This window comes from Sphingomonas sp. GV3 (assembly GCF_031082075.1).
GTDB lineage: Bacteria > Pseudomonadota > Alphaproteobacteria > Sphingomonadales > Sphingomonadaceae > Sphingomonas > Sphingomonas beigongshangi.
Map to the genome: position 1 here is coordinate 2217602 of NZ_JARWLE010000001.1, position 13093 is coordinate 2230694.

Below are 13093 nucleotides of genomic sequence, written 5' to 3' on the forward strand. Positions count from 1 at the left end.
GTGTCGTCCCCGCCCATGCCCATTCCGGGCCATATCGATCCTGTGCCCGTGCCGCGCGCGCCGTCGCTGCGCGAGGACGGGCGCATCGACCTGATCGGCCTGTCGAAGGAGCAGCTGCGCACCACGCTCGCCGAGGCGGGGTTGGACGCGCGCCAGGCGAAATTGCGCGCCAAGCAGATCTGGCACTGGCTCTACAACCGCGGCGCGACCGAATTCGCGCAGATGACCGATATCGCCAAGGCGCAGCATCCCTGGCTCGCCGAGCGGTTCGTGATCGGCCGCCCCGACGTCGTCGAGGCGCAGGTGTCGAACGACGGCACGCGCAAGTGGCTGCTGCGATCGCCGGACGGCCAGGATTACGAGATGGTGTTCATCCCCGATGCCGATCGGGGAACGCTGTGCGTGTCTAGCCAGGTCGGCTGCACGCTCAACTGCCGCTTCTGCCACACCGGCACGATGCGGCTGGTGCGCAACCTGACGCCGGGCGAGATCGTCGGCCAGGTAATGCTCGCGCGCGATGCGCTGGGCGAATGGCCGAGCCAGCCGGAGGGGCGCCTGCTCACCAACATCGTGATGATGGGCATGGGCGAGCCGCTCTACAATTTCGATGCGGTCCGCGACGCGTTGAAGCTGGTGATGGACGGCGACGGCCTTGCACTGTCGAAGCGCCGCATCACCCTGTCGACCAGCGGCGTCGTGCCGATGATGGCGCGGGCGGGGGAGGAGATAGGGGTCAATCTCGCCGTCTCGCTCCATGCCGTGACCAAGGACGTTCGCGACGAAATCGTGCCGCTGAACAAGAAATACGGGATCGAGGCGCTGTTGCAGGCGTGCGCCGACTATCCCGGCGCCAACAATGCGCGGCGCATCACGTTCGAATATGTGATGCTGAAGGACAAGAATGATTCGGACGACGACGCGCGGGAACTGGTGCGCCTGCTGCGCCAGTACAAGCTGCCCGCCAAGGTCAATCTGATCCCGTTCAACCCCTGGCCCGGCGCGCCGTACGAATGCTCGACGCCGGAGCGCATCCGCTCCTTTTCGAACATCGTGTTCGAGGCGGGGATCTCCGCCCCCGTGCGCACCCCGCGCGGCCGCGACATCGATGCCGCCTGCGGACAGCTCAAGACCGCCGCCGAGAAGAAGAGCCGCGCGCAACTCGACCGCGAGGCGGACGAGAAGATGGCCGCCATTGGCTGACGCCGCTTGATCGACGCGCCATCGCTCACGCTGGCGGGCGGCGCCGGCGTGCTCGGCGGCGCGATGAACGCGCTGGCGGGTGGCGGATCGTTCGCGACCATGCCGACGCTGATCGCGCTCGGCCTGCCGTCGACACAGGCCAATGCGACCAGCAATGTCGCGGTCCAGCCGGGTGCGATCGCCAGCGCCTGGACCTATCGCGCCGGGCTCGCGCCGATCGGCGGGGTCGCCGTCCGCACCCTGTCCGTCGTGACCTTCCTGGGCGGACTCGTCGGCAGCCTGCTGCTCGTATGGACGCCGGCGCGCGCGTTCGACGTCATCGTGCCCTGGCTGCTGCTCGCCGCGACGGTCGCGATCGCACTCGGCCGCCATGCCGCCGACTGGGTGGCGAGCCGCTTCCGCGCCGGTCCGCGCGCGGTGATGGCGGGGCAGGCGCTGCTGGGCGTCTATGGCGGCTATTTCGGCGGTGGCGTCGGCATGATGCTGACCGCGATGTGGGGCGTGCTCACCGGCGCGCATCCCGCCGTCCTCGCCGCGCCGCGCACGCTGATGCTCGCCGTCGCCAACAGCGCGGCGACGATCATCTTCGTCGTCTCCGGCGTGATCGCATGGCGCTACTGCCTGCCGATGCTGGCCGGATCGATCCTCGGCGGCTGGCTCGGCGCGCTCGTCGGATCGCGGGCACCCGCCTGGGCGATCCGAGGCTGGACATTGCTCGTCACCGCCGTGACCACGGCGGTGTTCTTCTGGCGCGCCTACGGCTGAGCGGACAGGCTCACCCCGGCCGGCGCATCCGGAACAGCGCGTCCTCGCCGATCTCGAAATAGTCGGCGGGGCCGCCGCCGCGCAGGATCGGGCGCGCGCGGGCGGTCTGATAGACGCCGTCCTCCAGCATCGCACGATCGATGTGGATGCCCACCGCCTCGCCGATCACCAGCCATTGGTCGAGTTCGCGCCCCTCCTTCGTCTCCAGCCGGATGAGCTGGGTCAGCCGGCATTCGAACGACGCGGGGCTCGCCGCGACCCGCGGCGGCGCGATCAGCCGCGACGGCGCGGTCTCGATCCCCGCCAGCGCGAATTCGTCCACCGCCGGCGATACGCTCGCCGCGCTCGCGTTCATCGCCTCCGCGAGGTCGCGCGTCGCGAGGTTCCAGGTGAAGGCGCCGGTCGCAGCGATATTGGCGACGCTGTCCTTCCACCCCATCGACGAGAAGGCGATCAGCGGCGGCGTGTAGTTGACGAGGTTGAAGAAGCTGTACGGCGCGAGATTGGCGACGCCGTCCTGCGACACGCTGCCGATCCAACCGATCGGCCGCGGCGCGACGATCGCGTTGAGGGGATCGTGCGCAAGGCCGTGGCCGGCGCGGGGTTCGTAGAAATGCCATTCGGTCATGACGCAAATTCTGCTACACATGGATCATGATTGCGCCAGCCCCCGATGTCGCCCGGACCGGGTCGCCACCCGGCACGATCCTGCGTCGCCATGCCCTGACGACGCGACTATGGCACTGGATCAATGCGATAGCCTTTTTCATCCTGCTCGGTTCGGGGCTCGGCATCTCGAATGCGCATCCCCGACTCTATTGGGGTCGCTATGGCGCCAACTTCGACCATGCCTGGGCGCAGCTGCCCCGTTTCCCCGCATGGCTGACGATCCCGTCGAGCTACAATCTCGCCATCTCGCGGCGCTGGCACCTCTTCTTCGCGCTCGTCTTCGCCTTCGGGCTCGCGGCGTTCATGATCGCGAGCCTGCTCAACCGACATTTCCGGCGGCTGCGGCTGACCCGCGCCGACGTCAGCCCGGCGCATCTGGCCGAGGACGTGCGCGATCACTGGAACTTCCGCTTCCACGATGCGGATGATCCGGCCGCGTACAATTCGCTGCAGAAGTGGAGCTACATCCTCGTCCTCTTCGTCGCATTGCCGGTGATGATCCTGACGGGGCTCGCGCTGTCGCCAGGGATGGACGCTGCCTGGCCGTGGCTGCTCGACCTGTTCGGCGGCCGCCAGTCGGCGCGGTCGGTGCACTTCATCGCGGCAAGCCTCCTCGGCGGCTTCGCGGTGATCCATCTCGTCCTCGTCATCCTGGCGGGCGCGGGCAACGAACTGCGTTCGATGATCACCGGTCGATGGAGGGTGCCCGAATGATCCTGCCACGCCCCTCTCTTCACCGGCGCAACCTGCTGGCCGGTGGCGCCGGGCTGCTGCTCGCCGGCTGCGACAAGGTGATCCAGCAGCCCGCCGCGCGACGAATCCTGTTCGCCGGCGACGACATGCACAAGGGGCTGCAGCGCGCGCTGACGGACCGCGGCGCGCTCGCGCCGGAGTTCCGTCCGGACCAGATGTCGCCGATTTTCCGCGCCAACGGCACGCGCGACCCCGGCACGCCCGCCTATGCCGCGATGGTGGCGGACGGCTTCGCCAGCTATCGCCTCGCGGTCGGCGGGCTGGTCGACCGGCCGCTGTCGCTGCGGCTCGCCGACCTCGCGGCCATGCCCTCCCGCTCCCAGATCACGCGGCACGACTGTGTCGAGGGGTGGAGCGCGATCGGCCAGTGGCAGGGACCGATGCTGGGCACCGTGCTCAAGGCGGCCGGCCTGCGCCGCAGCGCGCGCTACGTCGTCTTCACCTGCGCCGACCTCTACAACGGCCAGCCCTATTACGAATCGATCGACACGATCGACGCCTTCCATCCCCAGACGATCCTCGCGCTCAAGATGAACGGGCGGCGGCTGGAGGTCGCGCATGGCGCGCCGGTGCGCCTGCGCGTCGAACGGCAACTCGGCTACAAGCATGCCAAATACGTGACCGGGATCACCGCCGTCGCCAGCCTCGACGGCATCGGCAAGGGCCAGGGCGGCTATTGGGAGGATAACGTCGACTACGACTGGTACGCGGGCATCTGAGCCTCCCGCACGCGGCGTAAAGATGAAATAGCCGTAACCCTTACCAATGTCGGTTGCGCTCTGCCCCTGCGGGTCGTTACGGACACGGGCCATGGCGCTGATCGACACCTTCCTCCGCCGCGCTGTCACCCGCGGCGAACTGACCCTCCACCGACCCGGACATCCTGCCGTCACCTTCGGCAAGCCCGACGCCGACCTCGGCCATGTCGTGCTGCGCTTCCACAATGACGGCGTCGTCCGTCGCATCCTCGCCAATCCGTCGCTGGGCGCGGGGGAATCGTACATGGACGGCGGGATCAGCGTCGACGGCGACGACATCATGCGCCTCGTCCGGCTGATGACCGCAAACGACCCGTGGGAAGCGGGGCAGGACCGGCTCGGTGCCTCCGCCCCCGCGCGGGCGGCCGCGGCGGTCAAGCACCGCATCGACCGCGTCAACATGGAGCGCCGCTCGAAGCGCAACGTCGCGCATCACTACGACCTGTCGGCGCGGCTCTACGACCTGTTCCTCGACCGCGACAAGCAATACAGCTGCGCCTATTTCACCGATCCCGCCAATACGCTGGAGAAGGCGCAGGAGGACAAGCTCGCGCATATCGCCGCGAAGCTCGCGATCCGGCCCGGCATGCGCGTGCTCGACATCGGCTGCGGCTGGGGCGGAATGGCGCTCTACCTCAACCGCAAGTTCGGGGTCGAGGTGCTCGGCGTCACGCTGTCGGAGGAACAGCTCAAGATCGCGCGCGAGCGCGCGGCGGCGGCGGGCGTCGCCGACAAGGTGCGTTTCGAACTCATCGACTATCGCCGGGTCGAGGGCAAATTCGACCGCATCGTCTCGGTCGGCATGTTCGAGCATGTCGGGCCGCCGCAATATCGCACGTTCTTCACCAAGTGCCGCGATCTCATGACGGCGGACGGCGTCACCCTGCTCCACACGATCGGCCGGCTCGGCAAGCCCGGCGTCACGGACGACTGGACCGCCAAGTACATCTTCCCCGGCGGCTACAACCCGGCCCTGTCGGAAATCATGACGGCGTTCGAGGGGCTGCGCATGTTCCTGACGGACGTCGAGGTGCTGCGCCTGCACTATGCGCACACGCTCCACGAATGGTACCGCCGCACCGTCGCGGCGCGCGATGCGATCGTCGGCCTCTACGACGAGCGCTTCTACCGCATGTGGACCTTCTATCTCGCCGGCGCCGCGATGGCGTTCGAGAATGGCGGGATGTGCAACTACCAGATCCAGTTCTCGCGCAGCCGCACCGAACTGCCGATCACGCGCGACTATATGATCGAAGGCGAGCGCGCGCTGCGGGATTGAGCCTGCCCCTCCCGCCGGGGAAGGGGCGCCGTCACCGACCCTGCGGCGCCGCGCCCTTGCCGCCGTCGATCACCGCCGCGCGCGCCGCGGCACGCTCGTCCAGGCTGATGACGCCGTCGTGGTTCAGGTCGTAGCGCGAGGCGATGGCGCGGAACAGGCCCTGCATCTCGTACAGCGAGACCTTGCCGTCGTGATTCGCATCGGCGGTGACGAACCAGCGGTTGGCGAACATCTTCGCCTGATCCGGCGACATGCGGCTCTTGCCGACGTCCATCCTGGCGACGCGGGCGTCGATCTCCTCGCGGCTGAGGAAGCCGTCGTGATTGGCGTCGGTCCGCTCGAATTCGGCACGGATGCGGGGATCCACCTTCATCCCGCCGTGTGCCGCCTTTGGCTGGACCTTTTGCGGGGTTTTCGCCGGCGCCTTGTCCGCGGCCATCGCGGGCGTCGCGGCGAACATCAGGGGCACGAGCAGGAACAGGCGCGACATCAAGACTGGTTTCCGTTTTTGCGAACGACCGCCGGCGCCTAGCGCCGTCCGCCTAAACCCGATGTGAACGCAACCGTTGCACCTGCGGCGGCTTCGCCCTAGGGGCGCGGCGACATACCCCTTTCCCAAGTGCCGAAGGATGCTGCCGTGGCCGATCAGATCAACCGCGTCGTTCTTGCCTATTCGGGCGGCCTGGACACGAGCGTGATCCTGAAATGGCTGCAGCAGACATACAAGTGCGAGGTGGTGACCTTCACCGCCGACCTGGGTCAGGGCGAGGAGCTGGAGCCGGCGCGCCAGAAGGCGCAGATGGCGGGCGTCAAGCCGGAGCACATCTTCATCGACGATCTGCGCGAGGAATTCGTGCGCGATTACGTCTTCCCGATGATGCGCGCCAACGCGCTCTACGAGGGGCTGTACCTGCTCGGCACGTCGATCGCACGGCCGCTGATCGCCAAGCGCCAGATCGAGATCGCGAAGATGGTGGGTGCCGACGCGGTCAGCCATGGCGCGACCGGCAAGGGTAACGACCAGGTCCGCTTCGAGCTGGGCTATTACGCCCTCAATCCCGACATCAAGGTGATCGCGCCGTGGCGCGAGTGGGACCTGACCAGCCGTACCAGGCTGATCGAGTTCGCGGAGGCGCACCAGATCCCCGTCGCCAAGGACAAGCGCGGCGAATCGCCCTTCTCCACCGATGCCAACCTGCTTCACACCAGCAGCGAGGGTAAGGTGCTGGAGGATCCGTGGCAGGAGGTGCCGGATTACGTCTACAGCCGCACCGTCAATCCCGAGGACGCGCCGGATGCACCGGAATATATCACGATCGACTTCGAACGTGGCGACGGCGTCGCGCTGAACGGCGAGAGCGTGTCGCCGGCGACGCTGCTCACCCGGCTGAACGACCTCGGCCGCAAGCACGGCATCGGCCGCCTCGATCTCGTCGAGAACCGCTTCGTCGGCATGAAGAGCCGTGGCATGTACGAGACGCCGGGTGGCACCATCTATCACCTCGCGCATCGCGGCATCGAGCAGATCACGCTCGACCGCGGCGCGGCGCATCTCAAGGACGAGCTCGCGCCCCGCTATGCCGAGCTGATCTACAACGGCTTCTGGTTCTCCCCCGAGCGCGAGATGCTGCAGGCGGCGATCGATCACAGCCAGGCGAAGGTTTCGGGCACCGTCCGCCTGAAGCTGTACAAGGGCGGCGTCTACATCGTCGGCCGCAAGTCACCCAATTCGCTGTACTCGGAAAAGGTCGTGACCTTCGAGGACGATCAGGGCGCCTATGACCAGCGCGATGCGGCGGGCTTCATCAAGCTCAACGCGCTGCGCCTGCGCCTGCTCGGCCGGCGCGACGACTGACAGCCCTCCCCTCCCGCCAGCGGGAGGGGATCTCATCACCGCCGCACCCATCCCACATCAACGCGGAAGCGCTTGTCGGCACCCAAGCCGGCGCACTAAGGCGGTATGATGCAGGATCAACAGCTGCACTGGTGGCAGACGCGCAGTTTCGTCGTGGCGATGGTGATCGTCGCGATCATCCCCTTGCTGTGGCCGCAGATCCCGCCGCTGGTCGATCTGCCCGGCCATATGGGCCGCTATGCCGTGCAGCTCGACGGCGGCCGGCATCCGTGGCTCGCCGACTGGTACAATTTCCAGTGGTCGCTGATCGGCAATCTCGGCATCGACCTGCTGATCATCCCGCTCGCGCCGATCTTCGGGCTGGAGCTGGCGGTCAAGCTGATCGTCATCGCCATCCCGGCGCTGACCGTTTCCGGGCTGCTCTGGATCGCGCGCGAGGTCCATGGCCGCATACCGGCGACCGCACTGTTCGCGCTGCCGCTAGCCTACAGCTATCCCTTCCAGTTCGGTTTCGTGAACTTCGCGCTGTCGATGGCGCTGGCGCTCAACCTGTTCGCGCTGTGGCTGCGCCTCGCCCGGACGGGGCACCTGCGCCTGCGCGCCGCCCTGTTCGTGCCGCTGTCCTGCGCCCTGTGGGTATGCCACACGTTCGGCTGGGGCGTCTTGGGCGTGCTCGCCTTCTCGGCGGAGATGATTCGCCAGCACGACCAGATGACGGACCGCGGACCGCGCCATTGGGCGAGGGCGTTCGTCCGCGCGGGGCTTGGCTGCCTGCCGCTGTCGCTGCCCTTCCTGCTGATGGCCTTCTGGCGTTCGGGCGACCATGTCACCGGCCAGACCACGGACTGGTTCAACTGGCAGGCGAAGATCAACTGGGTGACGATGGTGCTGCGCGATCGCTGGATGGCGTTCGACATCGTGTCCGTCACGATCCTCTTCGTCATCCTCCTGAAGGGGGTGCGCGATTCGCGGGTCGAATATTCGCGCAACCTCGGGCTGTCGGCGCTGTTCCTGCTCGCCGTCTATCTGCTGCTGCCGCGCATCGTCTTCGGCTCCGCCTATGCCGACATGCGGCTCGCGCCGTTCGTGCTGGCGATCGCGGTGATCGCGCTGCGGCCGAAGCGCGGCCTGTCGCTGCGCGGTGCCTCGACCTTCGCGGCGCTCGGCCTCGCCTTCTTCGGCGTGCGCGTCGCGGCGCAGACGGCAAGCTATGGGCTCTATGCGCAAAGCTACGACCGTGCGCTCACGGCCCTCGACCACGTGCCGGTGGGCGCGCGCCTGGTGACGATGGTCGGCCGGCATTGCTATGACGACTGGACCTATTCGCGGTTCGAGCACATCCCCGGTATCGCGCTGGTCAGGCGGCATGCCTATGCGAACGACCAATGGTCGATGGCGGGCGCCCAGTTGCTGACCGTGCGCTACACCCCGGCCGGGCGCTTCGCGCACGATCCGTCGGAGATCGTCACCGACCGGCGCTGCCGGGGCGAATGGTGGCGGCCGCTGAAGCTCTCGCTCGCGATCCTGCCGCGCCAGGCCTTCGACTACGTCTGGCTGATCAATCCGTCCGACTATGGCCCGGAATTCGTCGCCGGCATGACCCCGATCTGGCGCGAGGGCCGCTCCGTGCTCTACCGCATCGACGACCGTCGCCAACCGGCGATCCCGATCGATCCGGCTTGGCTGCCGCCGCGGCGCAGGCCGCTCGCCGCCCCCTCGCCTATTCCGCCGCGCGCCTGAACGGCGCGAGTTCGGCGAGATAGGCCTGGTCGCTCTCGACCGCGGCACGTTCGCGCACCAGAAAGTCGGAGACGGCACGGCGAAAGCCCGCGTCGGGTATGTAATGCGCCGACCAGGTCGGCACGGGGACATAGCCGCGCGCGAGCTTGTGCTCGCCCTGTGCCCCGGCCTCGACCGTGCGCAGGCCGCGCGCGATCGCGGCATCGATCGCCTGATAATAGCAGAGTTCGAAGTGGAGGAACGGCACCTCCTGCGTGCACCCCCAATATCGGCCGTAGAGCGTATCGGCGCCGATCAGGTTGAGCGCCCCGGCGATCGGCACGCCGTCACACTCCGCGAGGATCAGCAGCACCTTGTCCCCCATCGTCGCGCCGAGCAGGTCGAAGAAGGCGCGGGTGAGATAGGGTTGCCCCCATTTGCGGCTGCCGGTGTCCTGATAGAAAGCCCAGAAGGCATCCCAATGCGCCGGCTGTATCGCCGCCCCGGAAAGATGGCGGATCGTCAGCCCCTGCACCGCCGCCGCACGTTCCTTGCGAATCGCCTTCCGCTTTCGGCTGGCGAGCGCATCGAGGAACTCGTCGAAGCTGGCGTAGCCCTGGTTCGCCCAATGGAACTGCGTTCCCTCGCGCACGAGCCAGCCCGCCTGTTCGAACAGCGGGATCTGATCGGGCGCGACGAAGGTGGCATGCGCGGACGACAGGTCGTGCCGGTCGGTGACCGCCTCCAGCGCGGCGATCAACGCCGGTGCCGCCGCCGGATCGCGCAGCAGCAGCCGAGGCCCCGGCACCGGGCTGAACGGCGCGGCGACCTGAAGCTTGGGGTAATAGCTACCGCCCGCGCGTTCCCACGCATCGGCCCAGGCATGGTCGAAGACATATTCGCCCTGGCTGTGCGCCTTGGCATAGGCCGGCGCGATCGCGGCGGGCAGACCGTCGGCGCCGTCGACGACGATCGGGATCGGCTGCCACCCCGAGCGCCCACCGACGCTGCCCGAATCCTCGAGCGCGGCGAGGAAGGCATGGCTGACGAACGGATTGGCCGTGCCCGCGCAGGCATCCCATTGCGCAGCGGGAATGGAACGGACGCCGTCGGCGAGGCGCGCGACGAGGTCGGTCATGCGGCGAAAGGGCTCGGACTCATCGCGTGCCGATATAGGGTCGTGGGGAAGGCATTCCAGCGCTCCCCACGCTTTGACCGCCGCAGCGCGACCCGCGACGCCGGACCGTCACCCCAGCTGCACGATCGCGTCGATCTCGACTGCGGCACCAAGGGGCAGGACCGGCACGCCGACCGCGCTGCGCGCGTGGCGACCCTCGTCGCCGAACAGCGCGACCATCAGCTCCGACGCGCCGTTCGCGACCTTCGGCTGGTCGGTGAAGTCGGCATGCGAGTTGACGAAGACCCCCAGCTTCACGATCCGCTTCACGCGCGAAAGATCGCCGTTCAGATACTTCTTCAGCTGTGCGACGATCATCAGGCCGCAGGCCCGCGCCGCCGCCTGACCGTCCTCGAGCGAGACGCCGTCGCCCAGCCGGCCGGTGATCAGCTGCCCGTCCCTGAACGGCAGCTGCCCCGACAGATGCAGCATGCCGGCGGCCTCCACGATGGGGACGTAGGCGGCGACGGGCGCGGCGGCCTCCGGCAGCGAAAGGCCGAGTTCCTCGAGCTTGCGGGCGATACGGTCGGTCATCACGGGTCCTTTGCTAGAGTCTGATCCACGTGCATGGAAGCGGTCCAGCTTCGCTGGATCGCACACCAGATTGCTGCGCCCGTAGCGGGATCAGGCCTCGGCCGGCAAGACCGGCGCCGCCGGCACGCCCGCCGCGAAGCGCGCCGCGATCCAGTCGGCCGCCTCGCGCCAGTCGTCGATCCGCGCATGCGCATGCGGCGCTGGCGGCACGGCTGGCGCCATTGCCGGTTCCGCGATCAGGTGCAGGCGATGGACCTGCGGCGCATGCCGCGCGACCGATTCGTGGTGCACCGCCAGATCGTCGACGAAGACGGTGACGGGATCGCCATGCTCGGCCACCAGCCGCGCGACCGGATCGCCCTTGCCGCCCTGGTTGCATTCGACGCGATGGTCGATGCCGAATTGTGCGAGCTGGTCGATGCGGGCGGTACGGCAATCGTCGGTCAGATTGGTGAGAATGACGATCTGTGCCTGCTGCGACAGCCGCGCCAGTGCCTCGGCGGCATGCGGCACCAGCGTCTGCCGGTGCATCTCGCGGGGGAAGAAACCGCCGAGCAGCCCCCACATCTCCTCGCGGGTCGGGGCACTGCCGTCGGCGCGCCGCATGGAATTGGCGAAATCGGCACCATCGGGGGTGAAGGCGATGTCATGCGACTCGCGCAGCCACACGCCGAAATGCCGCACCATGTGCAAAAGCACCTCGTCGCAATCGCAGATCAGAAGCGGCTTCATCACGTCTCCAGCTGTTCGCGTGCGCGTACCAGCGCCGCCGGTGGCACGCCGATCGCCGCCGCGCAGGCGACGAGATCGGGCTCGTGCGATTCGAGGAAATTCAGCGTCGCGGCGAGGACCGCCGGATCGCCCGCCCGGCCGCGCAGGTCGTCGGGATCCAGGCCGGTGACGGCCAGCAGACGTCCCGCACGGTCGCCGTCGCCGAGCGTCCAGACCAAGGCCTGCAGCGCCAGCGTCGCGGGTTCGGGGATGTTTGTGTCGGACGCGCGCATTGCCTACACGGTGTTCAGTGGAAAGGACGGTGTGCGAGGTGGCAAAAAGGATTCTCGTTGTCGAGGACAACGAGCTGAACCTGAAGCTGTTCTGCGACCTGTTGCGCGCGCATCAGTTCGCCGCCGAGCCGGTGCGCGACGGGCGCGAGGCGGTGGCGCGCGCACGCGACTTCGCCCCCGACCTGATCGTCATGGACATCCAGATGCCGCACGTCACCGGCTACGAGCTGATCCTGGAACTCAAGGCGGACGAGGCGCTGCGCCATATCCCCGTCATGGCGGTGACCGCCTATGCCGGCCGCGACGACGAGGATCGCATCCGCGCCGCTGGTGCCGCCGCCTATGTCTCCAAACCCATCAGCCTGATGCGCTTCATGGATGCGGTGAACGCGCTTCTCTGATGGTCCGGCCGCGCCGGCCGGCGGCCGCCGAGCCATCAGCGCACCAGCATCCATATCGCCATCGCCACCATCATCAGATTCTCGGTCAGCGACAGCGCGCCGAGCGGCACGTTGCTGTCGCCGCCGACGCAGGCGCATTTGAGGTCGCGGCCGTCGACATAGACCGCCTTGATCACGGACACCGCACCGATGCCGCCGATCGCCAGCGCCACCGGCACCGACAGCCAACGCGCCGCCCCCGCGATCATCAGCACGCCCGCCAGCCCCTCCAGATAGGGGTAGAGATAGGCATAGGGCACCCATCGGCGCGCGAGCAGGTCGTAGTTGAGGAACATCGTCGAGAACCGCTCGACATCCTGCAGCTTGAGCAGCGCGAGCACCGCCATGCTGAACGAAACGAACCATTCGCCGGCCCGCATCGTCCACGGCGTCCCGAAGGCGGCGGTGCTGGCGGCGAGCGCCATCAGCGCCGTCATCACGAAGACGGCGACGACCGGCCGATAGGTCGTCGCCTTCGGATCGGCTACCCGCTTGCCGAAGAACCGCCGCAGATCGTCGAAGCCGCCGACCCGCACGCCGTCGATGAACACCTGCGGCGTGGTCCGGACATCGTGAGCGGTCTTGAACGCGTCGGTTTCCGCCCGCGTCGTCAACCAATGGTCCTCGACCGCGAAGCCCCGCCGCCGGAGCAGGTCGAGTGCCTTGAGGCCGAACGGACAGACATGCCCGGGCATCACCATCCTGTAGAGAACGGCACTCGGGCGTGAGGCTCGTGACATGGATCGGCTCCTGGCGACGCTGGCACGGACCATGTGGGAGGCGGCCCCGCCGCTGCCAACAGCGGTCGGGCACGATCGGACATCGGCGACGACCAGTCCAAAAAACCAAGGGCGGCGGCTTCGATCGAAGCCGCCGCCCCCAGCCCGTAGTGACGCGATACAGGGCGGCCGGACGTTCCGGCCGCCGCAGCCCTCTTTGC

General features: G+C 68.0%; 15 protein-coding genes. 8 read left to right on the forward strand and 7 right to left on the reverse strand.

Annotated elements, in window-relative coordinates; all coding sequences use genetic code 11:
- Positions 1–15: 15 nt before the first annotated feature.
- Both rlmN and RF701_RS10530 read left to right on the forward strand, forming a co-directional pair.
- Positions 16–1200 carry a 23S rRNA (adenine(2503)-C(2))-methyltransferase RlmN gene (rlmN, locus tag RF701_RS10525; RefSeq protein WP_308814932.1) on the forward strand — a complete coding sequence of 395 codons (1185 nt, stop codon included), beginning with the start codon at positions 16–18 and terminating at the stop codon, positions 1198–1200.
- A gap of 6 nt (positions 1201–1206) precedes the next feature.
- On the forward strand, positions 1207–1965 hold the full coding sequence (locus tag RF701_RS10530; protein ID WP_308814934.1) for a sulfite exporter TauE/SafE family protein: 759 nt from the start codon (positions 1207–1209) through the stop codon (positions 1963–1965).
- Between the two features lie 10 nt (positions 1966–1975).
- Here the strand turns inward: RF701_RS10530 and RF701_RS10535 are convergent, their stop codons facing one another.
- On the reverse strand, positions 1976–2593 hold the full coding sequence (locus RF701_RS10535; RefSeq protein WP_203309229.1) for a flavin reductase family protein: 618 nt from the start codon (positions 2591–2593) through the stop codon (positions 1976–1978).
- Positions 2594–2619: 26 nt separating this feature from the next.
- Here RF701_RS10535 and RF701_RS10540 point away from each other — a divergent pair, with 26 nt between their 5' ends.
- From RF701_RS10540 to RF701_RS10550, 3 genes are all read left to right on the forward strand, one after another.
- A complete protein-coding gene (locus RF701_RS10540; RefSeq protein ID WP_288935145.1) occupies positions 2620–3348 on the forward strand; it encodes a cytochrome b/b6 domain-containing protein in 729 nt (242 codons plus the stop codon).
- Positions 3345–4106, forward strand: a complete 762-nt coding sequence (locus RF701_RS10545) for a molybdopterin-dependent oxidoreductase (RefSeq protein ID WP_238940800.1) — start codon at positions 3345–3347, stop codon at positions 4104–4106. The genes RF701_RS10540 and RF701_RS10545 overlap by 4 nt, the downstream gene beginning before the upstream one ends.
- A 91-nt stretch (positions 4107–4197) precedes the next feature.
- A complete protein-coding gene (locus RF701_RS10550; protein ID WP_203309226.1) occupies positions 4198–5424 on the forward strand; it encodes a cyclopropane-fatty-acyl-phospholipid synthase family protein in 1227 nt (408 codons plus the stop codon).
- Between the two features lie 31 nt (positions 5425–5455).
- Here the strand turns inward: RF701_RS10550 and RF701_RS10555 are convergent, their stop codons facing one another.
- Positions 5456–5914: an EF-hand domain-containing protein gene (locus tag RF701_RS10555; protein WP_308814936.1), complete on the reverse strand. Its 459-nt coding sequence runs from the start codon at positions 5912–5914 to the stop codon at positions 5456–5458.
- Between the two features lie 147 nt (positions 5915–6061).
- On the opposite strand from RF701_RS10555, the gene RF701_RS10560 reads away from it, so the two are divergent.
- Positions 6062–7279 (forward strand): argininosuccinate synthase, encoded by a 1218-nt coding sequence (locus RF701_RS10560; RefSeq protein ID WP_308814937.1) that lies wholly within the window; start codon positions 6062–6064, stop codon positions 7277–7279.
- Between the two features lie 108 nt (positions 7280–7387).
- Positions 7388–9019: a hypothetical protein gene (locus tag RF701_RS10565; RefSeq protein WP_374758614.1), complete on the forward strand. Its 1632-nt coding sequence runs from the start codon at positions 7388–7390 to the stop codon at positions 9017–9019.
- Here RF701_RS10565 and RF701_RS10570 read toward each other — a convergent pair.
- The 4 genes from RF701_RS10570 to RF701_RS10585 all read right to left on the reverse strand — a co-directional run bounded on the left by RF701_RS10570 (position 9000) and on the right by RF701_RS10585 (position 11713).
- The gene (locus RF701_RS10570; RefSeq protein WP_308814938.1) at positions 9000–10136 is read right to left on the reverse strand and encodes a GNAT family N-acetyltransferase; all 1137 of its coding nucleotides are present in this window, start codon (positions 10134–10136) and stop codon (positions 9000–9002) included. The two genes, RF701_RS10565 and RF701_RS10570, sit on opposite strands and share 20 nt — an antisense overlap.
- 108 nt (positions 10137–10244) lie before the next feature.
- Positions 10245–10709: a RidA family protein gene (locus tag RF701_RS10575; protein ID WP_308814939.1), complete on the reverse strand. Its 465-nt coding sequence runs from the start codon at positions 10707–10709 to the stop codon at positions 10245–10247.
- Positions 10710–10799: 90 nt separating this feature from the next.
- Positions 10800–11441 carry an HAD family hydrolase gene (locus tag RF701_RS10580; RefSeq protein ID WP_203309221.1) on the reverse strand — a complete coding sequence of 214 codons (642 nt, stop codon included), beginning with the start codon at positions 11439–11441 and terminating at the stop codon, positions 10800–10802.
- Complete coding sequence (locus tag RF701_RS10585; RefSeq protein ID WP_203309220.1) at positions 11441–11713, reverse strand: DUF3572 domain-containing protein; 273 nt, start codon at positions 11711–11713, stop codon at positions 11441–11443. The genes RF701_RS10580 and RF701_RS10585 overlap by 1 nt, the downstream gene beginning before the upstream one ends.
- A 38-nt stretch (positions 11714–11751) precedes the next feature.
- On the opposite strand from RF701_RS10585, the gene RF701_RS10590 reads away from it, so the two are divergent.
- On the forward strand, positions 11752–12114 hold the full coding sequence (locus RF701_RS10590) for a response regulator (protein WP_308814940.1): 363 nt from the start codon (positions 11752–11754) through the stop codon (positions 12112–12114).
- A 35-nt stretch (positions 12115–12149) separates the two neighbouring features.
- On the opposite strand, the gene RF701_RS10595 is transcribed toward RF701_RS10590, so the two are convergent.
- Positions 12150–12893, reverse strand: coding sequence for a MauE/DoxX family redox-associated membrane protein (locus RF701_RS10595; protein WP_210357574.1), 744 nt, complete (start codon positions 12891–12893; stop codon positions 12150–12152).
- Between the last annotated feature and the right edge of the window lie 200 nt (positions 12894–13093).

Coding starts and splice junctions, on each gene's coding strand:
- RF701_RS10595 (WP_210357574.1), bottom strand. CDS start 12,893: ATGTCACGAGCCTCACGCCCGAGTGCCGTTCTCTACAGGATGGTGATG.
- RF701_RS10535 (WP_203309229.1), bottom strand. CDS start 2,593: ATGACCGAATGGCATTTCTACGAACCCCGCGCCGGCCACGGCCTTGCG.
- RF701_RS10550 (WP_203309226.1), top strand. CDS start 4,198: ATGGCGCTGATCGACACCTTCCTCCGCCGCGCTGTCACCCGCGGCGAA.
- RF701_RS10555 (WP_308814936.1), bottom strand. CDS start 5,914: ATGTCGCGCCTGTTCCTGCTCGTGCCCCTGATGTTCGCCGCGACGCCC.
- RF701_RS10580 (WP_203309221.1), bottom strand. CDS start 11,441: ATGAAGCCGCTTCTGATCTGCGATTGCGACGAGGTGCTTTTGCACATG.
- RF701_RS10570 (WP_308814938.1), bottom strand. CDS start 10,136: ATGACCGACCTCGTCGCGCGCCTCGCCGACGGCGTCCGTTCCATTCCC.
- RF701_RS10575 (WP_308814939.1), bottom strand. CDS start 10,709: ATGACCGACCGTATCGCCCGCAAGCTCGAGGAACTCGGCCTTTCGCTG.
- RF701_RS10545 (WP_238940800.1), top strand. CDS start 3,345: ATGATCCTGCCACGCCCCTCTCTTCACCGGCGCAACCTGCTGGCCGGT.
- rlmN (WP_308814932.1), top strand. CDS start 16: ATGCCCATTCCGGGCCATATCGATCCTGTGCCCGTGCCGCGCGCGCCG.
- RF701_RS10540 (WP_288935145.1), top strand. CDS start 2,620: ATGATTGCGCCAGCCCCCGATGTCGCCCGGACCGGGTCGCCACCCGGC.
- RF701_RS10565 (WP_374758614.1), top strand. CDS start 7,388: ATGCAGGATCAACAGCTGCACTGGTGGCAGACGCGCAGTTTCGTCGTG.
- RF701_RS10585 (WP_203309220.1), bottom strand. CDS start 11,713: ATGCGCGCGTCCGACACAAACATCCCCGAACCCGCGACGCTGGCGCTG.